Source organism: Azospira sp. I13, from assembly GCF_003112695.1.
GTDB lineage: Bacteria > Pseudomonadota > Gammaproteobacteria > Burkholderiales > Rhodocyclaceae > Azospira.
Genome location: NZ_BFBP01000014.1, coordinates 18899 through 42986, shown reverse-complemented (window position 1 = coordinate 42986; position 24088 = coordinate 18899). Strand labels below are relative to the sequence as shown.

Annotated in this window: 20 protein-coding genes and 1 pseudogene; 11 read left to right on the top strand and 10 right to left on the bottom strand. The window is 61.0% G+C overall.

Annotation, left to right across the window (positions count from 1 at the left end; genetic code table 11):
• The first annotated feature begins 93 nt into the window (after positions 1–93).
• The 8 genes and pseudogenes from AZSI13_RS14140 to AZSI13_RS14105 all read left to right on the top strand — a co-directional run bounded on the left by AZSI13_RS14140 (position 94) and on the right by AZSI13_RS14105 (position 5752).
• Positions 94–1734, top strand: a complete 1641-nt coding sequence (locus AZSI13_RS14140; RefSeq protein WP_109041827.1) for a CTP synthase — start codon at positions 94–96, stop codon at positions 1732–1734.
• Between the two features lie 10 nt (positions 1735–1744).
• Positions 1745–2584, top strand: coding sequence for a 3-deoxy-8-phosphooctulonate synthase (gene kdsA / locus AZSI13_RS14135; protein WP_109041826.1), 840 nt, complete (start codon positions 1745–1747; stop codon positions 2582–2584).
• Positions 2584–2877 carry a Dabb family protein gene (locus AZSI13_RS14130; RefSeq protein ID WP_109041825.1) on the top strand — a complete coding sequence of 98 codons (294 nt, stop codon included), beginning with the start codon at positions 2584–2586 and terminating at the stop codon, positions 2875–2877. The genes kdsA and AZSI13_RS14130 overlap by 1 nt, the downstream gene beginning before the upstream one ends.
• An 8-nt stretch (positions 2878–2885) precedes the next feature.
• On the top strand, positions 2886–3176 hold the full coding sequence (locus tag AZSI13_RS14125; protein WP_109041824.1) for a DUF1330 domain-containing protein: 291 nt from the start codon (positions 2886–2888) through the stop codon (positions 3174–3176).
• A 46-nt stretch (positions 3177–3222) separates the two neighbouring features.
• Positions 3223–4506, top strand: coding sequence for a phosphopyruvate hydratase (gene eno, locus AZSI13_RS14120; RefSeq protein WP_109041823.1), 1284 nt, complete (start codon positions 3223–3225; stop codon positions 4504–4506).
• Between the two features lie 70 nt (positions 4507–4576).
• Positions 4577–4858: pseudogene (gene ftsB / locus AZSI13_RS14115) on the top strand (cell division protein FtsB); the annotation flags it as partial.
• A 146-nt stretch (positions 4859–5004) separates the two neighbouring features.
• Entirely contained in the window at positions 5005–5436 is a 432-nt protein-coding gene (locus tag AZSI13_RS14110; protein WP_109041821.1) for a type II toxin-antitoxin system RatA family toxin, read from the top strand.
• Positions 5429–5752, top strand: a complete 324-nt coding sequence (locus AZSI13_RS14105) for an RnfH family protein (RefSeq protein WP_109041820.1) — start codon at positions 5429–5431, stop codon at positions 5750–5752. Before AZSI13_RS14110 ends, AZSI13_RS14105 begins: the two co-directional genes overlap by 8 nt.
• Positions 5753–5824: 72 nt before the next feature.
• Here AZSI13_RS14105 and AZSI13_RS14100 read toward each other — a convergent pair whose 3' ends face one another.
• On the bottom strand, positions 5825–6304 hold the full coding sequence (locus tag AZSI13_RS14100; RefSeq protein ID WP_109041819.1) for a DUF4124 domain-containing protein: 480 nt from the start codon (positions 6302–6304) through the stop codon (positions 5825–5827).
• 66 nt (positions 6305–6370) lie between these two features.
• Here AZSI13_RS14100 and guaB point away from each other — a divergent pair, with 66 nt between their 5' ends.
• A complete protein-coding gene (gene guaB, locus AZSI13_RS14095; RefSeq protein WP_109041818.1) occupies positions 6371–7831 on the top strand; it encodes an IMP dehydrogenase in 1461 nt (486 codons plus the stop codon).
• 96 nt (positions 7832–7927) lie between these two features.
• Entirely contained in the window at positions 7928–9562 is a 1635-nt protein-coding gene (gene guaA, locus AZSI13_RS14090; protein ID WP_109041817.1) for a glutamine-hydrolyzing GMP synthase, read from the top strand.
• A gap of 98 nt (positions 9563–9660) precedes the next feature.
• On the opposite strand, the gene AZSI13_RS14085 is transcribed toward guaA, so the two are convergent.
• The 9 genes from AZSI13_RS14085 to AZSI13_RS14050 all read right to left on the bottom strand — a co-directional run bounded on the left by AZSI13_RS14085 (position 9661) and on the right by AZSI13_RS14050 (position 21752).
• On the bottom strand, positions 9661–11127 hold the full coding sequence (locus AZSI13_RS14085; protein ID WP_109041816.1) for an efflux transporter outer membrane subunit: 1467 nt from the start codon (positions 11125–11127) through the stop codon (positions 9661–9663).
• A gap of 4 nt (positions 11128–11131) precedes the next feature.
• Positions 11132–14335: an efflux RND transporter permease subunit gene (locus tag AZSI13_RS14080; RefSeq protein ID WP_109041815.1), complete on the bottom strand. Its 3204-nt coding sequence runs from the start codon at positions 14333–14335 to the stop codon at positions 11132–11134.
• Positions 14336–14360: 25 nt separating this feature from the next.
• Positions 14361–15623, bottom strand: a complete 1263-nt coding sequence (locus AZSI13_RS14075) for an efflux RND transporter periplasmic adaptor subunit (protein ID WP_109041814.1) — start codon at positions 15621–15623, stop codon at positions 14361–14363.
• A 60-nt stretch (positions 15624–15683) separates the two neighbouring features.
• Positions 15684–16082, bottom strand: a complete 399-nt coding sequence (locus AZSI13_RS14070) for an alpha/beta hydrolase fold domain-containing protein (protein WP_268807536.1) — start codon at positions 16080–16082, stop codon at positions 15684–15686.
• A 142-nt stretch (positions 16083–16224) separates the two neighbouring features.
• A complete protein-coding gene (locus tag AZSI13_RS17340; RefSeq protein ID WP_133247322.1) occupies positions 16225–16557 on the bottom strand; it encodes a hypothetical protein in 333 nt (110 codons plus the stop codon).
• Positions 16558–16632: 75 nt separating this feature from the next.
• Positions 16633–19635: a Tn3 family transposase gene (locus AZSI13_RS14065; RefSeq protein ID WP_109041812.1), complete on the bottom strand. Its 3003-nt coding sequence runs from the start codon at positions 19633–19635 to the stop codon at positions 16633–16635.
• A 6-nt stretch (positions 19636–19641) separates the two neighbouring features.
• Positions 19642–20925: a site-specific integrase gene (locus AZSI13_RS14060; RefSeq protein ID WP_109041811.1), complete on the bottom strand. Its 1284-nt coding sequence runs from the start codon at positions 20923–20925 to the stop codon at positions 19642–19644.
• Between the two features lie 4 nt (positions 20926–20929).
• The gene (cadR, locus tag AZSI13_RS14055) at positions 20930–21394 is read right to left on the bottom strand and encodes a Cd(II)/Pb(II)-responsive transcriptional regulator (RefSeq protein ID WP_109041810.1); all 465 of its coding nucleotides are present in this window, start codon (positions 21392–21394) and stop codon (positions 20930–20932) included.
• A gap of 22 nt (positions 21395–21416) precedes the next feature.
• Entirely contained in the window at positions 21417–21752 is a 336-nt protein-coding gene (locus AZSI13_RS14050) for a YnfA family protein (protein ID WP_109041809.1), read from the bottom strand.
• A gap of 181 nt (positions 21753–21933) precedes the next feature.
• Here AZSI13_RS14050 and AZSI13_RS14045 point away from each other — a divergent pair, with 181 nt between their 5' ends.
• Positions 21934–24081: a cation-translocating P-type ATPase gene (locus AZSI13_RS14045; RefSeq protein WP_201262404.1), complete on the top strand. Its 2148-nt coding sequence runs from the start codon at positions 21934–21936 to the stop codon at positions 24079–24081.
• The last annotated feature ends 7 nt before the right edge of the window (positions 24082–24088 follow it).

Below are 24088 nucleotides of genomic sequence, written 5' to 3'. Positions count from 1 at the left end.
GTGCGTTCCCCGCCGTTTTCCGCATGATGGCGGCAGGTTTGGAAGGCGTCGGGGTTATCGGCTACAATTCGGCTTTCCCGCAGCTATATCGTCATGACCAAATACGTCTTTGTCACTGGCGGCGTGGTTTCTTCCCTGGGTAAGGGAATTGCCGCTGCCTCCCTGGGTGCGATTCTCGAATCCCGTGGAATCACCGTCACCCACCTCAAGCTTGATCCCTACATCAACGTCGACCCGGGCACCATGAGCCCCTTCCAGCACGGCGAGGTGTTCGTCACCGAAGACGGCGCCGAGACCGACCTGGACCTGGGCCACTACGAGCGCTTTACCAGCGCCAAGATGGGCAAGCGCAACAACTTCACCACCGGCCAGATCTACGACACGGTGCTCAAAAAAGAGCGCCGCGGCGAGTATCTGGGCAAGACCGTGCAGGTCATCCCCCACATCACCGACGAGATCAAGGCCCACATCAAGCGTGGTGCTGAAGGGGCCGACGTGGCCATCGTCGAGGTGGGCGGCACCGTAGGCGACATCGAGTCCCTGCCGTTCCTGGAAGCCATCCGCCAGATGGGTTTCGAGGAAGGCCGCAATAACACCTGTTTTCTGCACCTGACCCTGCTGCCCTACATTCCCACCGCTGGCGAGCTGAAGACCAAGCCGACCCAGCATTCCGTCAAGGAACTGCGGGAAATCGGTATTCAGCCCGATGTGCTGCTGTGCCGTGCCGACCGGGAAATCCCGGAAGATGAAAAGGGCAAGATCGCCCTGTTCTGCAACGTCCAGCGCGAAGCTGTGATCGAGGTGCTGGACGCCGATTCCATCTACAAGATCCCGGCCATGCTGCACGACCAAATGCTGGACGAGATCGTCTGCCACAAGCTGGACATCCTGGCCAAGGCCGCCGACCTTTCCGTCTGGGGCCGTCTGGTGGAAGCCCTGGAGCATCCCGACCATCAGGTGGATATCGCCTTCGTCGGCAAGTACGTGGATCTGACCGAGTCCTACAAGTCTCTCATCGAGGCCCTGAAGCACGCCGGCATTCACACCCGCTCCAAGGTCAATATCCACTACCTGGATTCCGAAGACATCGAGAAGAACGGTTGCGGTGCCCTGAAGGACATGGACGCCATCCTGGTGCCCGGCGGCTTCGGCAAGCGCGGCACCGAGGGCAAGATTGCGGCCATTCGCTACGCCCGGGAAAACAAGGTGCCCTACCTGGGTATCTGTCTGGGCATGCAGCTGGCCGTGGTTGAATTCGCCCGGGATGTGGCCGGCCTGGCCGGTGCCCACTCCACCGAATTCGACCAGAGCAGCCCCTTCCCGGTGATCGGCCTGATCACCGAATGGCAGGATGCCTCCGGCAAGGTGGAAAAGCGTGATGAAAACTCCGACCTGGGTGGCACCATGCGCCTGGGCGGTCAGCTGTGCCAGCTGGCCGACGGCACCCGGGCCCGCCAGATCTACGGTGCTCCCGAGATCGTCGAGCGCCATCGCCACCGCTACGAAGTGAACAACACCTTGCTGGCCCAGCTGGAAGCCAAGGGCCTGATCGTCGCCGGTCGCGCCCCCGGTACCGACCTGTGCGAAATGGTCGAACTGCCCGCCGATGTTCACCCCTGGTTCGTCGGCTGCCAGTTCCACCCGGAATTCACGTCCACCCCGCGTAACGGCCATCCCCTGTTCAAGTCCTTTGTCGAGGCGGCCCTGACCCAGCGCCAGTCCGGCGGCAAGTGAAGGTTCGTGCATGAAACTGTGTGACTTCGAGGTCGGCCTCGACCAGCCCATCTTCCTCATCGCCGGCCCCTGCGTCGCCGAGTCCGAGCAGCTGTGCCTGGACGTGGCCGGCCAGTTGAAGGAAGTCTGCGGCCAGTTGGGCATCCCCTACATCTTCAAAGCTTCCTACGACAAGGCCAACCGCAGCTCCGGCAAGAGCTTCCGCGGCCTGGGGCTGGATGCCGGTCTGAAGATCCTGGAAACCGTGCGCCAGCAGATTGGCGTGCCGGTGCTGACCGATGTGCACACCGAAGCCGAAGTGCCGGAAGTGGCCGCCGTGGTGGACGTGCTGCAGACCCCGGCCTTCCTTTGCCGCCAGACGGATTTCATCCACGCCGTGGCCGCTTCCGGCAAGCCGGTGAACATCAAAAAGGGCCAGTTTCTGGCCCCCGGCGACATGAAGAACGTGGTGGACAAGGCCAAGGAAGCCAATGGCGGTGCCGACACCATCATGGTCTGCGAGCGCGGTGCTTCCTTTGGCTACAATAATCTGGTCTCGGACATGCGCTCCCTGGCCATCATGCGCGACACCGCCTGCCCGGTGGTGTTCGACGCCACCCACAGCGTGCAGCTGCCCGGCGGGCAGGGTACGGCATCCGGCGGCCAGCGCGAGTTCGTGCCGGTGCTGGCCCGGGCTGCCGTGGCCGTGGGCGTGGCTGGCCTATTCATGGAAACCCATCCGAACCCAGCCTGTGCCATGTCCGACGGCCCCAATGCCTGGCCCCTGGACCGCATGGCCTCGTTGCTCAAGGTGCTGGTGGATATCGACCGCCTGGTGAAGGCTGGCCCCCTGGAAGAGCAGAGCCTCTGATGCTGGCCCACGTCGTCCTGTTCAAGACCAAGCCGGGCATCGCCACCAACGATCCCCGGGTGCTGGCCCTGCTCAGCGAACTGGACCAGTTGCCCAAGGTGGTGCCGGGCATCGTCACCTGGAAGCATGGCCCAAACATCACCCCGGATCCCCAGGCCTGGGATTATGCCGTCTACGCTGAATTTGAAACTGCCAGCGCCCTCCAGGCCTATTACGAGAACGATGTCCACGCCGGTATCGTGCGGCGCTGGGAAGAGATTGGCATGTTGCTCTTCTCTGACGTGAAACTCTGAGCCCCGTCATGGCCGCCTATCTTCTTGCCGAAGCCAGCGTCACCGATCCGGTGGCCTACGAGACCTACAAGCAGCTTGCCCAGACGGCTATCGCCCAGTACGGCGGCCGTTACCTGGTGCGTGGCGGTGCCAGCGAAGTGCTGGAAGGCGGTTGGAGCAAGCCGCCCCGGCTGGTCATCGTCGAGTTCGAGAGCGCCGAGCAGGCCAAACGATTTTATGATTCGCCCGAATACAGGGCCGCCCGGGATGTCCGCAAGGACGCCGCCAGCATGAACATGCTGGTGGTCCAGGGCATTTGATTCCCACCGTTTTCAGTTTGTAACTTTTAAGAGCAAAGGGAGAAACATGAGCTCTGTCGTTGATGTCGTTGCCCGCGAAATCCTGGATTCCCGTGGCAATCCCACCGTTGAAGTGGACGTTCTGCTGGAATCCGGCGTCATGGGCCGCGCTGCGGTGCCGTCCGGCGCCTCCACCGGTTCCCGCGAAGCCATCGAACTGCGCGACGGCGAAGCCGGCCGCTATCTGGGTAAGGGCGTGCTGAAGGCCGTGGAGAACGTCAATACCGAAATCTCCGAGGCCATCATCGGCCTGGACGCCCAGGAACAGGCCTTCATCGACAAGACCCTGATCGACCTGGACGGCACCGAGAACAAGTCCCGCCTGGGCGCCAACGCCATGCTGGCCGTCTCCATGGCCGTGGCCAAGGCCGCTGCTGAAGAGGCCGGCCTGCCCCTGTACCGCTACTTCGGCGGCATGGCTCCCATGCAGATGCCGGTGCCGATGATGAACATCATCAACGGCGGCGCCCACGCCAACAACAGCCTGGACATTCAGGAATTCATGGTCATGCCCGTGGGCGCGACCTCCTTCCGCGAAGCCCTGCGTTGTGGCGCCGAAATCTTCCACGCCCTGAAGAAGCTGCTGGACAAGAAGGGCTTCTCCACCGCCGTGGGCGACGAAGGCGGCTTTGCCCCCAACCTGGGCAGCCATGCCGAAGCCATCCAGCTGTGCATGCAGGCTATCGAAAACGCCGGCTACACCCCCGGCCAGGATGTGCTGATCGCCCTGGACTGCGCTGCTTCCGAGTTCTACAAGGACGGCAAGTACCACCTCTCCGGTGAAGGCCTGCAGCTGACCTCCGCCCAGTTCGTGGACTACCTGGCCAACCTGGCCGACCAGTTCCCCATCGTTTCCATTGAAGACGGCATGGCCGAAGGCGACTGGGACGGCTGGAAGCTGCTCACCGAGCGTCTGGGCCAGAAGGTGCAGATCGTCGGCGACGACCTCTTCGTCACCAACACCAAGATCCTCAAGGAAGGCATCGACAAGGGCATCGCCAATTCCATCCTGATCAAGATCAACCAGATCGGCACCCTGTCCGAGACCTTCGCTGCCGTGGAAATGGCCAAGCGCGCCGGCTACACCGCCGTCATCTCCCACCGCTCCGGTGAGACCGAAGACAGCACCATCGCCGATATCGCCGTGGGTCTCAACGCCGGCCAGATCAAGACCGGTTCCCTGTCCCGCTCCGACCGCATCTCCAAGTACAACCAGTTGCTGCGTATCGAAGAGGATCTGGGTGATACCGCTTCCTACCCCGGTCGTGAAGCCTTCTACAACCTGAAGTAAGGCTGCAAAAGGCAATGTGGGCCGGGAAGTCGAAACTCCCGGCCCTTTTATTATCTGCCCCTGTCTCCCCATGCGCTGGCTGACCATCGGACTCCTCTCCCTGATTGCCTTCCTCCAATACCCCTTGTGGCTGGGTAAAGGCGGCTGGCTGAAAGTCTGGGATGTGGACCGGCAGTTGCAGCAGCAGAAGGAAGCCAACCGCAAGCTGGAAGTGCGCAACGGCGGCCTTGACGCCGAAGTACGGGATTTGAAGCAAGGCTATGACGCCATCGAGGAACGGGCCCGCTTTGAACTGGGCATGATTCGTCAGGATGAGGTCTTCCTGCAATTGCCCGAGCGCCCCCCCGAGAAGTCGGCCGACGATGTGCCACCCTTGCCCCTGCCCAGACCCGGCAAGACGCTGGCGAAGCCGGAAAAGACGGCCCGTTAGGCACCGCAGTCCGGGCGTGCTTTTGTTAGAATCGCCCCTCCCGCAAGGATTTTGGAAGTTGGCCGCCCATGGCTCTGGTGGAAAAATCAGTCTTGATCGAGTTTTCGGCCCAGCAGATGTTCGATCTGGTGGATAGGGTCGAGGATTACCCGCAGTTCCTCCCTTGGTGCAGTTCCACGGAACTGAAATTTCGTGATGCCAAGAAGACGGCGGCTACCCTGTTCATCAATTACCACAGCGTCAAATCCCATTTCACGACCGAAAATGACAAGGAAGTGCCGTCGTGGATGAATATTCGTCTGGTGGACGGGCCTTTTCGTCGTCTCGAAGGGCGCTGGCACTTCAAGCCCCTGGCTGAAAAAGCCTGCAAGATCGAATTCACCCTGAGCTACGAATTCTCCAGCAAGCTATTTGAAAAAGTCATCGGCCCCGTCTTCAACCACATTGCCAATACGTTCGTGGACGCTTTCGTCAAACGTGCGGCCCAAATCTATGGCTGAAAAAATCAACGTCGAAGTGGTCTACGCCCTGCAGCAGAAACAGGCGCTTGTTGCCGTCAAGCTGGAGGAGGGCGCCACGGTGCGCCAGGCTATCGAAGCTTCCGGACTGCTGGAAAAATATCCCGAGATCGATCTGGCCAAGAACAAGCTTGGCATCTTCGCCAAGCTGGCCAAGCCCGATGCCGTGCTGCGGGACCGGGACCGGGTGGAGATTTATCGCCCCCTCATTGCCGACCCGAAAGAGGTGCGCAAGCAGCGTGCTGCCGAAGGCAAAGTGATGAAGAAGGGGGCGGGGGACGAAGGGGGCGGGGAGTAACAACGCCCTGTCCATGAAAAAAGGCGGCCTTGGCCGCCTTTTTTACGCCTGCTCACAGGAGGGTTGGAGGATTCAGCGGCACCACTCGTTGACGGCCTTTTGTGCCTTGGCCGCTTCGGCTGCCCGCTGATCTTCGTCGAGAAATTCCCGTTCGCCGCTGTCGGTACGGCGGGCGATGCGTTCACCGGATTGGTAGAGTTGCAGGTTGCGGCGGGCGGATTCGCAGCCTTCCTTGTTTTTGGCGGCCTGGGCCTTTTCTTCATCGGCCTTCTTGGCTTTTTCCTGGCGTGCCTGCTGGTCTCGCCGGAATTCCATTTCCCGGTCGGCAAAGGTCTTGGGGGGCGCCGCCGGGGAGGTGGGTTCGGGGACGTTGATGACCCGCTTCTGTTGGTTTTTACCAACAGGAGGTTTGTCGGACATGACGGTCAGGCCGTTTTCATCTTTCCAGGTATACAGGCCTCCGGCCATGGCAGCGGAAGTGGAAAGACCAAACGCAGCCATACCGGCAAACCAGACTGCGGCAGAAAATCGACGGGATTTGAAGACTGACATGCGGAGACTCTTTTCGAGGGTTACCCAGTCCCGTATAATACGTTTTTGAGACTCCGGATCAAAGCCATGCGTGTTATCCAGAAGGCCTTGACGTTCGACGACGTCCTGCTTGTCCCCGCCCACTCCAACATCCTCCCCCGCGACGTCAGTCTGGCTACCAAGCTGACCCGCAACATCTCCCTGAACCTGCCGCTGGTATCCGCCGCCATGGATACCGTGACCGAAGCTCGCCTGGCCATTGCGATTGCCCAGGAAGGCGGCATCGGTATCGTGCATAAGAACCTCTCCCCCAAGGCCCAGGCCATTGAGGTGGCCAAGGTCAAGCGCCACGAAGCCGGTATCCTCAAGGACCCGATCACCATTACGCCGAGCATGACCATCGGCGAAGTGGTGGCCCTGACCCGTCTGCACAAGATTTCCGGCCTGCCGGTGCTGGATGGCAAGAAGGTGGTGGGTATCGTCACCAACCGGGATCTGCGTTTCGAAGGCAAGCTGGATCAGCCGGTGACCAAGATCATGACCCCCAAGGAGCGTCTGGTTACCGTTAAAGAAGGTGCCAGCATCGAGGAGGCCAAGGAACTGATCCGCGAGCACCGCATTGAGCGCGTGCTGGTCGTCAATGACGACTTCGAACTGAAGGGCCTGATCACCGTCAAGGACATCCTCAAGACCTCCGAGCATCCCCTGGCCAACAAGGATGAAGCCGGCCGCCTGCGTGTCGGTGCGGCCATCGGCGTCGGTGCCGGTACCGAGGAACGGGCTGAATTGCTGGCCGCCGCCGGTGTGGACGTGCTGATCGTCGACACCGCCCACGGCCACTCCCAGGGCGTGCTGGACCGCGTGCGCTGGGTCAAGAAGAATTTCCCCCACGTCGAAGTGATCGGCGGCAATATCGCCACCGCCGCTGCCGCCCTGGCCTTGGTTGATCATGGCGCCGACGGCGTCAAGGTCGGTATCGGCCCCGGCTCCATCTGTACCACTCGCATCGTTGCTGGTGTGGGCGTGCCCCAGATTACCGCCATCACCAATGTGGCCGAAGCCCTCAAGGGCACCGGCGTGCCCATGATTGCCGACGGCGGCATCCGCTTCTCCGGCGATATTTCCAAGGCCATCGCGGCTGGCGCCAACTGCGTCATGCTGGGCGGTCTGTTCGCCGGCACCGAAGAGGCCCCGGGTGAAGTGGAGCTGTTCCAGGGCCGTTCCTACAAGTCCTACCGCGGTATGGGTTCCCTCGGTGCCATGCAGGCCGGTTCTTCTGATCGCTACTTCCAGGACAACACTGCCAACGTGGACAAGCTGGTGCCTGAAGGCGTCGAAGGCCGCGTGCCCTACAAGGGTTCCGTGCTGGCCGTAATCCACCAGCTGATGGGCGGCCTGCGCGCCTCCATGGGTTATGTGGGCTGCGGCACCATTGACCAGATGCGGGAAACCGCCGAGTTCGTCGAGATCACCGCTGCCGGCGTCCGTGAATCCCACGTCCATGACGTGCAGATCACCAAGGAAGCACCGAACTACCACCAGGACTGATCCTCCGGGACCAAGCAAGGGCGGCCAGTGTCAAGCTAGGCCGCCCTTTTTTAATTTCAGACCACATCGTCCAATCGTCTACATAGCAGACCCATCATGGCCCACCAGAAAATCCTCATCCTCGACTTCGGTTCCCAGGTCACCCAGCTCATTGCCCGCCGGGTGCGGGAGGCCAAGGTTTTCTGCGAAATCCACCCCTACGACGTCTCGGATGAGTTCATCCGCAGCTACGGCGCCCAGGGCATCATCCTCTCCGGCGGCCCCAGCTCCGTCACCGAGGGCGACACCCCCCGGGCTCCCAAGGTGGTGTTCGAGTTGGGTATTCCCGTCCTCGGTATCTGCTACGGCATGCAGACCATGGCTCAGCAGCTGGGCGGCACCGTGATGACCGCCGAAGCCGCGGGCAAGGCCCGGGAATTCGGCTATTCCGAAGTCCGCGCCCACGGCCATACCGCCCTGCTGAAGGATATCGCCGACTTCACCACCCCAGAAGGCCAAGGCATGCTCAAGGTGTGGATGAGCCACGGCGACTCCGTCATGGAACTGCCCCCGGGCTTCAAGCTCATGGCCTCCACCCCCTCCTGTCCCATCGCCGGCATGGCCGACGAGGAGCGCAAGTTCTACGCCGTTCAGTTCCACCCGGAGGTGACCCACACCCTGAAGGGCCGGGCCATCCTGGAAAGCTTCGTGCACGGCGTCTGCGGCTGCGGTACCGACTGGGTCATGGGCGACTACATTGCCGAGGCCGTGGCCGCGATTCGCGCCCAGGTGGGTACGGAAGAAGTGATCCTGGGCCTCTCCGGCGGTGTCGACTCCAGCGTGGCTGCGGCCCTGATCCACAAGGCCATCGGCGACCAGCTCACCTGTGTTTTCGTGGACCACGGCCTGCTGCGCCTTAACGAAGGCGACATGGTGATGGACATGTTCGCCCGCAACCTGGGCGTCAAGGTCATCCGCGTGGACGCGGTGGACGATTTCATGGGCAAGCTGGCCGGCGTCTCCGATCCGGAACAGAAGCGCAAGATCATCGGCAAGGAATTCGTCGAGGTCTTCCAGGCCGAATCGAAGAAGCTCTCCGCCGCCAAGTGGCTGGCCCAGGGCACCATCTACCCGGACGTGATCGAATCCGCCGGCAAAGGCAAGAAGGGCGCCCACACCATCAAGAGCCACCACAATGTGGGCGGTCTGCCGGAAGACATGCACCTCAAGCTGCTGGAGCCCCTGCGCGAACTGTTCAAGGACGAAGTGCGGGAACTGGGCGTGGCCCTGGGCCTGCCCCGGGAGATGGTCTATCGCCATCCCTTCCCCGGCCCCGGCCTGGGGGTGCGTATCCTGGGCGAGGTCACCCTGAAGGCTGCCCATCTGCTGCAGCGGGCCGACGCCATTTTCATCGACGAACTGCGTGCCACTCTGGCCACCGAGCGCGACGTGGCTGCCGGTGCCTGCACCGAGGCCGATATCGGCAAGAGCTGGTACGACCTGACCAGCCAGGCCTTTGCCGTCTTCCTGCCGGTGAAGAGCGTGGGCGTCATGGGCGACGGCCGCACCTACGAAAACGTGGTGGCCCTGCGCGCTGTGGTTACCAGTGACTTCATGACCGCCCACTGGGCCCATCTGCCCTACGAGCTGCTGGGCAAGGTTTCCAATCGCATCATCAACGAAGTGCGCGGCCTCAACCGGGTGGTGTACGACGTTTCCGGCAAGCCGCCCGCCACCATCGAGTGGGAATGATCCGGCGGCACCATCCTTCCCCGGAAAAGAAAGGCCCCGCAGTCGCGGGGCCTTTTTCTTTGGGATTTGCCTGCTAATGGGGCCTTCAGGTCTCGGGACTAACCCCAACCCCCGCCAAGGGCGCGGATGAGGCTGACGGTAGCCCGGGCCCGTTCGCCATCCAGGGTGACGCTGGCGCGTCGCTGTTGCAGGGCGCTGCGGTCGGCGTCGATGACCCCCAGGTAGCTGATGGCGCCTTCCCGGTACTGGATGTGGGAGAGCCGGGCGGCCCGTTCGGCGGCCGAAACGGCCCGGGATTGGGCCTGTTGCTGGCTTTCCAGCAGGCGCAGATTGATTAGGCCATCCTCCACCTCCTTGAAGGCCTGCAATACGGTTTGTCGATAACGGGCCACTTCCTCGTCATAGACGGCGTTGGCTCGATCCACCCCGGCAGCCCGGGCGCCGCCATCGAACACCGGCAGGCTGAGCAGGGTGCCCACCAGAGGCCCCAGGACGAAGGCCCGGCTGGCACTCTTGAACAGGTCACCGGCCCGATGGGCCTCATAACCGATGCTGCCGGTCAGATTGAGGCTGGGGAAAAAAGCCGCCTGAGCCGCACCGATGCGGGCATTGGCGGCTGCCATGGCCCGCTCGGCAGCAGCGATGTCGGGGCGCCGTTCCAGCAGGGAGGAGGGCAGGCCAGCGGGTAGCTGGATGGCAATGCGTCCCAAGGGGAGAGCTTCTAGGGAAAACTCCGCCGGTGTCTTGCCCAGCAGGATGGCCAGGGCATGTTCGGCCACTGCCCGCTGGCGGACGACCCCGTCCGCTTCCGCCTGGGCCGCTGCCAGCTCGGTTTGTGCCCGGGCCAGTTCCATGTCGCTGATGTCGCCGGCGTCGAAGCGGCGCTGGAAGAGGGCAAGGGTTTCCTCCCGCAGCTTCATGGTGTCCCGGTAGAGGGCGTGCAGGGCGTCCAGCTCCCGTACCATGAAATAGGCTTGGGCCACATCGGCCTGCAGGGCCAGCAGGGTGCTGTGGAAGAGGGCGCCTTGGCGTTCACTGTCGAAACGGGCCGCGTCCACAGTCGTGCCGATACGCCCGAACAGGTCGGCCTCATAGGCGAAGGTGGCCTGGCCTCGCCACAGGGTGACTGGGGAGGTGTCCGCATCGGCAGGCAAGCCCTGGGCCGCTGGCGATGCAAGCTGGCGGGTCGGGCCCAGACCCACATTGACCTGGGGATAGCGGGCTGCCCGGGTATTCTGCTCCAGGGCCCGGGCCTGGCCGAGGCGGGCGGCGGCGGCCTTGAGATCCTGGTTGGCGGCCTGGGCTTCCGCTTCCAGGGCATTGAGGCGTTCGTCCTGGAAGACCTCCCACCAGGCACCGCGGCTAGCTTCATCCGCTGGCCGGGCCAGCTTCCATGATCCGTCGGCGTGGGGTGTCTCAGCGGTGTTGACCGTGGCTTCCTTATAGGCCTCGGGCACCGGAGCGACCGGCCGTTGGTAGGGCGGTGCCACCGAGCAGCCTGCCAGCAGCAGGAGGGATGCCAGCAATCCGGCGACGGGAAGGGAAGATGAAGTGGGTGTCGTCATGACCTTACTCCTGGGAAGCATGGTAGGCAGAGGGGCCGGCCACCAGCGGGGCATCGTGATGGGTGGCGGAATGGAGCTTGTGCTTCTTGTCCAGGGTGCGCAGCACCACGTAGAACACCGGTGTGAGGAAGAGGCCGAACAGGGTGACGCCCAACATGCCAAAGAACACGGCGATGCCCATGGCGTGGCGCATCTCGGCGCCGGCACCGCTGGATAGCACCAGGGGTACCACCCCCATGATGAAGGCGATGGAGGTCATCAGGATGGGCCGCAGCCGCAACCGGCTGGCGTCGATGGCGGCCTGGATCGGCGTACTGCCCTGCATCTCCAGTTCCCGGGCGAATTCAACGATGAGGATGGCGTTTTTGCAGGCCAGCCCCACCAGCACCATCAGCCCGATCTGGGTGAAGATGTTGTTGTCGCCACCGGTCAGCCAGACCCCGGCCAGGGCGGCAAAGAGGCTCATGGGCACGATCAGGATCACCGCCAGGGGCAAGGTCAGGCTTTCGTACTGGGCCGCCAGCACCAGGAAGACCAGCAGCACGCTGATGGGAAAGACCCAGAAGCCCGCATTGCCGGCCAGAATTTTCTGGTAGGTGAGGTCGGTCCACTCGAACTTGATACCCCGGGGCAGGGTGGCGGCGGCCACCCGTTCCGCGGCGGCTTCGGCCTGGGCCGAGGAATAGCCGGGGGCGGGGCCGCCGTTGATGTCAGCGGCGGTGTAGCCGTTGTAGCGCACTACCATTTCCGGGCCAAAGGTGTGGCGGACCTTGACCAGGGAGGAGAGGGGAACCATTTCCCCAGCCTGGTTACGGGTCTTCAACTGGCCGATATCCTCCGGGTGAGCCCGGAAGGGAGCATCGGCCTGGGCCCGCACCTGATAAACCCGGCCGAAACGGTTGAAGTCATTGACGTACTGGGAGCCCAGGTAAATCTGCATGGTGTCGAAGACGTCGGTTACCGAAACCCCCAACTGCTTGGCCCTGGCCCGGTCCAGATCCACGTCGATCTGGGGCACGTTGATCTGGTAGCTGGAGAACATGGGCCCCAGGGCCGGCTCCTGGCGGGCTGCGGCCATGAAGTCGTTGGCTGCCTTGTTCAGTTCGGCATAGCCCAGGGCGCCCCGGTCTTCGATCTGCATCTTGAAGCCGCCCACGGTGCCCAGCCCCATGACCGGCGGCGGCGGAAAGACGGCGATGAAACTATCGGGAATCGCTGCGTACTTCTCGTTGAGGGCGGCGGCGATAGCACCGGCCGAGAGCTCCTTGCCCTTGCGTTCATCAAAGGGCTTGAGGCCGACGAAGACGATACCGGCGCTGGAGCTATTGGTAAAACCGTTGATGGAAAGGCCGGGGAAGGCGATGGCGTGTTCCACCCCGGGTTGCGCCAGGGCGATTTCACTCATCTTGCGGATCACCGCTTCGGTGCGGTCCAAGGAGGCGCCGTTGGGCAACTGGGTGAAGCTGACTAGGTATTGCTTGTCCTGCCCGGGCACAAAGCCTCCCGGCACCAGGTAGGAAAGCCCCACCGCCCCGGCCAGCAGGGCCAGATAGACACCGATGGCGCCGGCCTTGTGGGAGATGACATGGGTAACGCCATGGCCGTATCGGTCGGAGGAACGGTTGAAGAACTGGTTGAAGCGGCGGAAGAAGCCGCCCAGCCAGCGGTCCATCTGCCGCGTTAGCCAGTCCGGCCGCTCGCCGTGGCCCTTCAGCAGCAGGGCGGCCAGGGCCGGGGAGAGGGTCAGGGAGTTGATGGCCGAAATCACCGTGGAAATGGCGATGGTCATGGCGAACTGCTTGTAGAACTGGCCGGTCAGCCCGGTCATGAAGGCGAGGGGGACAAACACGGCCACCAGGGTCAGGGCAATGGCGATGATGGGGCCGGAAACCTCCCGCATGGCCCGATAGGTCGCCTCCCGGGGCGTCAGCCCGGCCTCGATGTTGCGTTCCACGTTCTCCACCACGACGATGGCGTCGTCCACCACGATGCCGATGGCCAGCACCATGCCGAACAGGGAGAGGGCGTTGATGGAATAGCCGAAGCCCAGCATCAGGGAGAAGGTACCGACGATGGAGACCGGCACCGCCAGCAAGGGGATGATGGAGGCGCGCCAGGTCTGCAGGAAGACAATGACCACCAGCACCACCAGGGCGATGGCTTCCAGCAGGGTATGCACCACCGCCTCGATGGAGGCCCGCACGAACTGGGTGGGGTCATAGACGATGTCGTACTGCACCGAGTCCGGGAAATCCCGGGACAGTTCCTGCATGGCTTCCCGCACGGCGCTGGAAATCTGCAGGGCATTGGCCCCCGGTGCCTGGAAGATGGGAATGGCCACCGCCTGCTGGTTGTCCAGCAAGGCCCGCAGGCCGTACTCGGCCGCCGCCAGCTCCACCCGGGCCACATCGCCCAGGCGGGTGATGCCGCCGTCGGGGGAGGTCTTGACGATGATGTCGGCGAATTCCTCCGCCGTTTTCAGACGGCCCTGGGCGTTCACATTGAGCTGCATCTGCACGTCCGGCAGGCTGGGGGAAGCGCCCAGGGTGCCGGCCGCCACCTGGATGTTCTGCTCCCGGATGGCGCGCACCACCTCGGTTGCGGTCATGCCACGCTGGGCTACCTTGCCCGGGTCCAACCAGACCCGCATGGCGTAGTTGCCGGAGCCGAACAGACCCACCTCGCCGACGCCCTGGATGCGGGCCAGCCGGTCCTTGACGTTGATCAGCGCGTAGTTGCGCAGATAGGTCATGTCGTAGCGCCCGTCCGGCGAGGTGAGGTGCACCACCATGGTCAGGGTGGGGGAGCTTTTCAGGGTGGTCACGCCGAGGCGCTGCACGTCTTCCGGCAGGCGGGGCAGGGCCTGGGAAACCCGGTTCTGCACCAGTTGCTGGGCTTTATCCGGGTCCACCCCCAGCTTGAAATTGACGGTCACCGTGAGGTTGCCATCGCTGTTGGCCTGGGACTGCATGTACAGCATGTTTTCCACGCCGTTGATGGATTCTTCCAGGGGTGCGGCCACCGTTTCGGCGATCACCTTGGGGTTGGCCCCCGGGTACTGGGCCCGTACCACCACGGAAGGCGGCACCACTTCCGGGTACTCGGAAATGGGCAGATTGAAAACGGCCAGAATCCCGGCCAGCAGGATGAGGACCGAGATCACGCCGGCGAAGATGGGCCGATCGATGAAGAACTTGGAAATATTCATGGGGTTTTCCTGTTGGGGCCTGGGCTCAACCGGCCTTGCCCGTAGCGGCGGGGGAGTCGGTTGGGGTCTGGGCGGCAGCCGGGACCTTGGCCGCTTCCTGCCCCCCGTCGTTTGCATCCCCCCCTGGCATGGGGGTGGTCTGTGGATTGATCAGGTCACCCGGGCGGATGCGTTGCAGGCCATTGACGACGATGCGCTCACCCGCCTGCAGCCCCTGCTCGACCACCAGCAGGCCGTGCTGAGTGGCGCCAGTCCGTACTTCCCGGTATTCGGCTTTGTTGTCGGCCCCCACCACCAGGACAAAACGCTTATCCTGGTCAGTGCCGACGGCCTTTTCGTTGATCAACAGGGCATTGCGCTCCTGGCTGCCCCCCAGGCGGATGCGGGCGTAGAGGCCGGGGATCAGGCGGCCATCCGGGTTGTCGAAGAGGGCGCGCACCCGAATGGTGCCGGAGGCGGTATCGAGGCGGTTGTCCACCGAGTGGATGCGGCCTTCCCGGGAGTAGCCGACTTCGTTGGCCAGCCCCAGGCTGACCGGTAGGTCCGGTGTCTGGCCGCTGCTGGCTGCATTGATGTACTTGAGGAAGCTCTGTTCATCCACCTCGAAGGCTGCGTAGATGCGCGCTGCCGCCACGATGCTGCTGAGGGGCGCGCCAGCATTGGCTGTGACGAGGTTGCCCGGAGTGACCTCCGCCCGGGACAGGCGGCCATCGATGGGGGCGCGGATTTCGCAGTATTCCAGGTTCAGCCGGGCCACCTTCAAGGCGGCCTGGGCCGCTTGCAGGCTGGCGGCGCCATCCCGGGCCTGGTTCTGCTTTTCTTCGAAATCCCGCTTGGCGATGGCGTTGTCGGCCAAAAGTCGTTCGGCCCGGGCCAGTTCCGTCGCCGTATAGGCGGCCCGGGATTCCGCTGCAGCCACCTGGGCCTGGGCCCGGGCCACCTCGGCGGCAAAGGGGCGCGGGTCGATGGTGAACAGCAGGTCGCCCTTGCGCACCACGGCGCCATCCTTGAAATGTACGGCGGTGAGAATGCCGGAGACCTGGGGGCGGATGTCCACCCGGTCCACCGCCTCCAGGCGGCCGGAAAACTGCTGCCAATCCACAATGCTGCGGCTGAGCACGGCGGCAACATCCACGGTGGCGGCAGTGGGGGGCGTATTGGCGTGCGCTTCGTTACCACTGCTGAGTCCCCAGGCAGCGGCAGTAACGGTGACGATCCCGGCCAGGGCAAGGCTGATGGCGGTACGCCGGGAGTAGGGGGGGAGGGTGAGGCGCTTGGAGGGGAACATGGCGGACCTTTCGGAATGTGAAAGCTGGAAAATGAAATGCGGAAGGGCGCAGCCAGGGCATCAGCCCCGAGCGGTCGCCTGGGACGCCAGGCGGTAACGGAGGAAGGCCGAGACTTCAGCCAGCAAGGGGGCATGCCGGGGCAATTCCTCGTGCTTGACGTCAAAACGGGTGATCTGGGTGGGTACGCCAGCGGCGATCAGGGCAGCGGCGTACTGTTCGGCTTCCCGGTGCAGAACGTCGCATTTGGCCGTGGCGATGTAGGCCGGGGGCAGGCCCTGGAGGCGACGGCAGGCGAGGGGAGCGGCGTAGGGGTGAAGTCGCTCCACGGAACCTGGCAGGTATTGGGCGTAACGCTGGGCGCAGGTCTGGGGCTGGAGGTCGGAGCGCAGACGCTCGGCATCCCCCAGCAGGGTCATGCTGGGATCCAGCATGGGGCCGAGGAGCACCTGGGCGGCCAGAGCATCACAATTAGAGGGTCGGCCGGGAATCGCGCGAAATCCTCAAAAAAACAACTTAATTTATTGTTCGTAAAAGGAAAATAACTTGGTTTTGGGTAAGGCTGGTTTTGACTGGCCTTACCCTCTTCTCATCAATTGAGGCTTAGGTTCCGCAGGTCAGCGCCTTATTTGCGCTGACGAAAATGCTGTCGGGCTTGGATCTGAACTCTGTGTCTGGCTGGCCGTTGTGCGACTTGCACATCGGTGCAATGTAGTTGAGTTTTCGAAGTGCTTCATTATCAAGCTTCGGCAGTATTACGTGCGCCCCTACCTCCGCCAGTGAATTGCACCCCGCTACATGACATGTTGGCGTTGAGGAAACCTTGGTGAAGACCTTCCAGTGGTCCAACCAAGATCCGCACTTACAGTCCTTGTCCGAGGTCCCATTAAGATTCTTCATCGTAACGGAACCATTGGTGGTCAGTGTCTTGCTCATGAGCATCTCCCAAAAGTAACCACGCACGTGCATGGCAATTCATGATATTGGGATTTTTCCTGAAGAAATCAATAGTCATTGACCTTGGTTTGCTGATTCAGCCTCCAAAATTCGGAACCCATCATCTAGCACCGCGGCCTTACGTCGGAAATCCAGCACGTAGTCACCAAAACGATTGATGTGCTCCAGCCGGTATGGCGCCAGCCCAGCCAACACTTCCTGGTTGATCAGAGAACCTTCGGCTCGTAGTTGCTTTAGGACCCGACTCATCCCCACCACATTGTGCAAGATGACCATGTTGGCGATCAGATGGTTGTATTTGATGACCTTGCGCTGTTCGTGGCGCAGGTTTTCGGCGATCTCCCCTTCTCCACCGAAGAAGAGTTTTTTCGCAAAGCCATTGAATTGCTCCGACTTGTTGGTTTCTGCGTGGATGAGCCGGCGCAGTTCAACGTCACCAACATATTTCAGCAGGAACATGGTTCGGACTACCTTGCCGAGTTCCTTAAAGGCGAAATACAGCTTGTTCTTTCGGCTGTAAGTACCGAGGCGGCGCAGGATAGCCGATGCTGAAATCTTTCCAAGCTTGATCGAGACAGCCACGCGCAGCATATCTGGCAGATGGGTTTCGATCATCTGCCAGTTGATGTCGTCGCTGAAAAGACGATCGATATGGACGAACCTCTTGTTACTCTCGGGCCGATGAAACACCAGATCCTTGATGCCACGGATGCGCGGCATCAGCTTAATGCCTAAGAGATGGGAAAGCGCAAACACCGTGTAGCTCTGGGCCTGGGTGTCGCCATGGATGGTATCCGGCCGGACATCTGAGGTGTTGGTCATCAACCCATCGAGGATGTGCGTACCCTCGTAGGTGCCGCAGGAAATGAAGTGACTGAACAGCGCGATGAACTTGTCGGAGACATGGTAGTAGCCGATGCCGCCATAGCCGCCGTAGCGGATGTGGTGCTCGGAAATCAGGTTCTGCTCGTAGAGGTTCCATTTCGTGCCGTCGGCCGAGGCATGCTTGCCTGAACCCCAGTAGCTGGGCAATTCGAACTTGTTATAGGCGTTGATAACCTTGACGATGGCCTTTTCCAGTACCTCTTCCGTGATGTACTTGATGTTGAGCCAGGCAATCTGCTTGCGGCTCATCCCTCGAATTGAACGTGCTGTCTGAGTGGGCCCAAGGTTACAGCCATAACAGAACAAGGTACTGATTACTCTTGGACGCAATTCCTCGATCCGACTCTCTGTTCCCATCAAGGGACGGAATAGCTTGTGCAGTTGCAGCCAGCGCTCCGTGTCGATCAGTACGTCAACAATGCTGATGTTCTCCAGATGCTCAGTGATCAGCAGGTCGATTGTCCTGATGCCAGGCGGTAGTTCGCTGGCTGGTGGCTTCTTCAGGATTAGCCGACCATCGACGATTTCGGCATAGGCGTTGTCCGGAAACTCTGCATCGACGGCTTCGGCGGTCTCCAACAAAGCCGCCTTCAAGGTCTCCGTAAAGGCTCTGGGGTCGGTTTCGACACCGGTCACTTCGCCGTACTGGGCCAACTCAGAATTCAGAGTATCGTCGTCAACCAGTTGCTCCCGGTAGTCGTCGTAGCGCTCGCCATGCTGGATGAACAGATCACCCGATTTCAATTCATCACGGATCGCATACAGGACCGCCAGCTCAAAGTAACGGCGGTTGAGGGCAACGATCTGCCCATCGGCACGTTCAGAGACGACCAGTTTTCGCCAAGCCGTAGGTAGCCATAGGAAATCTTCCTCAGCATTCAGCCCAACTAAGGACAGTGGGACGATTTCATGGCGGGTGCCACGCAGCGCCTGCAACGCTGCCATCATCCGGATCAAGGTGTCATCCTCGCTGCTGCTCTGGGGATTGACGATCTCGATGCAGTTTAGCAACTGGGCACGAACAACCTTATAGGGTTGGACGAGGAACGGCAGATGATTACGCCCCGCATAAGCCATGTGCTCATCACAGATGGCTACCAGGTCATCGACATTGGCTATCAGGCTGCCACCGATGGCCTCCACGCGTTGATGATCCGTACCGTCGATCCGATAGGCCAGCAACATCTCTTTCAATTGCCCGATCAGGCGGTCGGTCCGCTGCTGGTGTTCCTGCTGGTATTCGCCTAGCTTGTTGCGTGCCTGGTTATCCAGGTTCTGAAGCATACGGACGAATAGGTCGGCAGCATCGTCGAGCGTCTGGGCAAATTGCGAACGGATATAGATGACGGCCAGTGCGTAGCGTTTCTGTGGCCTCAGTTCCGCCATTTCCGTCGCATCCAACGAGCGGGCGATATAGCGATACTGCTTGAGCTTTGGGACGGGGATATCCGGTTTTGGCAGTTGGTCGACCAGTAGCTGGAGCCGACGGATATGCTGAAGGTAGGAGCGGGTTTCCTTATTGGTCGGTTTCTTCGGTTCTCGCTTGAGTAGATTCCAGGTGCTGCTGGTATCGCCCGACTTGACCTTGAACAGGCTGTCGATCAAGGCTTTTACCTTGGCATCAAGTTGATCGGTAATACTCGCAAAATGGACATCGTGGATTTTCTCCCGGGCCTGGATGGCTAGCCGATCAAGCGTGGAGAAACCAGGTAATTCGTAGCGATGATGAACCAGTTCTTCAAGCATTACGTTGACGATGTCTGCTACAACATGCCGGCTGTCTGCTGCTGTTTCAGCGATATGTCGCAACCAGGCACGCCCTTGGTCGTCCAGAGGACGAACATTCAGGTAGCGTCGAAGTGCTGCGATCAATGCCGTGCGCGTTGTCGTACGGTCGAACTGTCGGAGTTCGTCAAACCTTGCTGGTCGGTGCCCCGTTTGGGCCACAATATGCTGGCGAATCGCCGCCGGCACATCCTTGATATGGACAAAGTACCCAAGGCGCTGAAACAGTTTCAGGTAGATGAAGACTGCTGCGCGGGCAACGGGCCGCTTTACGGTCTTGTCGATGAAAGCGATTTCATCGGGCGTCAGGGTATAAATCTCGGCGAGATCCTGTGCCGATGGATCAGCTTTCAAGCGGGGATATGCGGTCTCGTGAAGCTGGGTCATGTAGCATCAATCCCAGTGCCTGCCAGTGGCCGGATCGCGGCAGACTACCTCCAGAAAGCACTCACGGGTGTCGGCAATACGATGGAGTTCATCGAGCAATGCGTAGAGATGATCGTCCAGGACATCTGTCGATGGGGTCGGGACGGAGATTTGATATCGACGACCATCCTGGTCCAGCGGTTGCGCCTGAAATCGGGCAAGGCAGGTACTCGCCATGTCCCGTAAGGCATTGGCGACACCGCGTCGACCGCCGTTGAAGGCGGACAGATCGATGGAAACCTCGATCGTTGTGAGGGTGACCTTGGGCAGGCTTGGCAGTTGCGGGGGCAAAACAGGCTGCTTTTCTGGGAGCACCCGATCCAAGCCCTGCTCGAAACGCGCCTTCTGATCGGTGCTGACCCCATCCAGATAGCGCATGGCAGCCTTCACATCACGCCAGCCCACGTAATTCATCAGCTCCCGGAGGTCCCAGCCGCTCATGCCCGCCCACTGGGCGAAGCCACGGCGCAGCGAGTGGCTGCTGAAGGCGTCGGCATCGGCCACACCTGCCTGGCTCAATAACCTTCGAAGTATAGGAATGATGCTGCTCGGGGTCAGTTCGGCCTCGGATAGGTGCCCCCAGCGATCAATCTTGCGGAATAGCGGCCCTGCTGTCAGTTGGGACAAGGCCAGCCAGTCTTCGACCGCCTCGACTGGACACAGCCGGGACAAGGCTGGGCAAGAGTAGCTCCGGCCTTCCAGGTTGCGATCCCCCTTGCTGCGGGGCAAAAAGCAGGTCAGCCCCTCACCGGGTTTGATTTCGATGAATTCAATGCGAAGGTTGGCCAGTTCATCGGAGCGGAACCCGCGCCAGAACCCGAGGAGAACCAGGGCCCGATCCCGCTTAAGTCGCAGGGTGCCGGCAGTATCTCCTTGGCGGACAGCTGCAGCCGTGGCCGTCGTCAGCCAGTCGGTAACACCGTGGAGGATTTCCAGTTCCAGCGGCTTGGCCCGCTTTTCCTGGGCCGGATGCAGGGTCCGAATGCCCTTCAAGAGTTGCCGAATCTTCGGAGCCTTGGTCGGGTCCGGAAAGCCATGATCCTGGTGCCAGCGGGACAGCGCCGCAAGGCGGTGCTTCAGTGTGTTCAGTGACAGTGATTCGGCATACGCAGCCAGGTAGCGGGCAATCGAGTCGATAGTTGCCGGTAACAAGCCTCCCCACTCAATCTCGAAGTGCTGGATGGCTGATGCATAGCTGCGCCGGGTATTGGCCCGTTCGGCCGCGCCAAGGTAGAGATCGACCTGACTCATCCCTCTATACCTTGGGGGACTTTAATGCGGTGCCGTGTACGCCGGAAATGTGATTTCCCGTCGGCTCCACGCCGATTCCTGATTGAGACAGTCCTTCAAGAATCCCGCAAGTTGAGGGGCGACGGTCGTCGGGACAACGGCTGCGCAGCTCAAGAAGCTGCTTTTCCAGCACTTGGAGTTCACCAATTCGACGGACGACATGCCCGATATGCTCATCCAGTAAGCGGTTTACCTCACCACAGTTTTCTTCTGGCGATTCCTTGAAGTGCAGCAGTGTTCGAATCTCATCAAGTGTCATGTCCAAGCCACGACAATGCCGAATGAACGTCAGTCGCTCCAGGTGCATTGACCCATAGATACGGTAATTCCCCTCGCTCCGCCCAGGCTCCGGCAACAATCCTTCGCGCTCATAGTAGCGGATTGTGTCCACATTACTTCTCGCCAAACGCGCCAGTTCGCCAATTTTCATTGCAGCCTCCCTAGTTCGCCTATCAAGCCCTGCTCGGCTGTAGCGCGATGATAGCCATGCCGCCGAGGCATATGGCACTGCCCAGCAGGTCCCAACGTGTCAGGGGGATTCCATCAACCCGCCATAGCCACAGCAAGGCGATCGCAACATAGACGCCGCCATAAGCAGCGTAGATGCGACCAGCGGCGCCTGGATGCAATGTAAGGAGCCAAGCAAATAAAGCCAGTGACACGGCAGCCGGGATCAGAAGCCAACGCTGTCGCCCCTGCGTCAGCACCAACCAGGGCAAGTAGCAACCGACGATTTCAGCCAGCGCGGTGACGATGAAAAGACTCAATATCTTCAGGAACTCCAACATGCCCTTCTCCTTGGCTCTTTTTATTGTAGCCGCTTGACCTTGAAGTGACTCAAGGGTTTTTAATGGCATCAACAACTAGGAGATTGTCATGCTCACCCATGCTGAAAAACACCGATCCAATGAATCTGAACGTTGCACATGTTCAGGTAACTGTGCGGCCGGCACAACCTCCATTCAGGATATGTCGGATGTCGCCATATCCACCTCCTTGGGGAATACGCGAGCTTTTCGGATTCCCGCCATGGACTGCCCGAACGAAGAAAGCGATATCCGTAAGGTATTAGCAGGAATCGAGGGGATTCGGTCACTACGCTTCGAACTGGCGGCCCGGACCCTGACCATCGACGGAGAGCAGCCTCCCCTGGAAAGCGCCCTACAGGCCATTCGCCAGCTTGGTTTTGAAGTGCAGCCCATCGGAATGGAACAGAAGGCTGAAACACCAACGGGCCTCGGCGAGATCAGTAAGGCGCTCATCGCCTTGGCATTGGCCATCGGTGCCGAGGCGTTGGATTTCTTTGCACCCGATACCCTGCCGTTCAAAGGGCTGGGGATGGCGTTGGCCGCGGCTGCCATAGCTTTCTCCGGATTTTCCACCTATCGCAAAGGACTGGCCGCATTGCGCCGGGGTCAGTTGAACATGAACGCCCTGATGGGTGTCGCTGTGACCGGTGCATTCCTAATCGGTCAATGGCCGGAGGCTGCCATGGTCATGGCGCTCTACTCTATCGCCGAATTAATTGAGGCCCGTTCCGTTGATCGGGCACGCAATGCCATCACAGGGTTGCTCGCCTTGACCCCGGAAACCGCTGAGATTCGCCAGAACGACGGCTCCTGGCTGGAAACTCTGGCCGACAAGGTTGTCATCGGAGCGCAGGCACGGGTAAAGCCTGGTACCCGCATTCCGCTGGATGGACGGGTAACGGGAGGCAGTAGCGCAGTCAATCAGGCGCCGGTTACCGGCGAGAGCATTCCGGTAGACAAATCCACCGGTGATCCTGTTTTTGCCGGCACCATCAACGAGACCGGCACGCTGGAATTTGAGGTGACGGCTGCCGCCAATAACACAACATTGGCACGCATCATCCATGCCGTGGAGGCAGCTCAGGGCACGCGGGCCCCCACCCAGAGATTTGTTGATCGCTTTGCCGCCATCTATACGCCGACAATCTTTGTGATAGCCGTAGCAGTGGCCACCGGAGGTCCCTGGTTGCTCGACTGGACGTGGACACAGGCGCTCTACAAAGCGCTGGTTCTCCTGGTGATTGCCTGTCCCTGTGCGCTGGTCATCGCTACGCCGGTTACAGTTGTCGGCGGACTAGCCGCAGCCGCTCAGCGCGGTATCCTGATCAAAGGTGGCGTCTATCTGGAAGAGGCCCGCAAACTGCGCGCAATCGCTCTCGACAAGACAGGCACGATCACTGAAGGCAAGCCTCGGCTAGTGGCTAAGGAGGTGCTGACCCCCTCTGAACCGGAGATGAAGGTTCTTTCCTGGGCCGCCAGCTTGGCTGGTCATTCGGATCATCCTGTGTCAAAGGCTATCGCTGCCGGCCTAAAGCTGCCCGAAAACGGCCTTACCGACTTCACTGCTCTTCCAGGGCGCGGCATAGAAGCCCGCCTGGATGGACATACCTTGATACTGGGCAACCACCGTCTTATCGAGGATCGGGGGTTGTGCAGCCCGGAGATTGAGGCGCGTCTAGCCGTTCATGAAAACCAAGGGCGAACGGCTACCCTGCTGGCTACCGAGGATCGGGTCCTGGCCATCTTTGCGGTAGCCGACACCATCAAGGAGAGTTCTCGGGAAGCGATCACTGATCTGCATCGCCTTGGTGTCACATCGGTCATGCTCACCGGTGACAACGTGGCGACTGCGGCCAGTATTGCTCGCCAGGCTGGCATCGATGATGCACGAGGCAATCTGCTTCCGGAAGACAAGCTGGCCGCGATTGAGGAACTACAGGTCCGTCTTGGCCCGACTGCGATGACCGGCGACGGTATCAACGATGCGCCCGCCTTGGCACGAGCCGATATCGGTGTTGCCATGGGGGCCGCCGGTACGGATACGGCCATGGAAGCTGCCGATGTGGTGATCATGAATGACGATTTGCGGCGGATTCCGGAAACAATTCGGTTGTCGCGACGTACGCATGCCGTACTCTGGCAGAACATCTCCTTGGCGTTGGGGATCAAGGTCGTATTTTTGGGATTGGCGCTGTTTGGTAGCGCAACCATGTGGATGGCTGTATTTGCCGACATGGGAGCCAGCCTGCTGGTCGTTGCGAACGGCCTACGTATGTTACGAGTCTCAGTACCGCAAACCAAAGACTAAAACCACC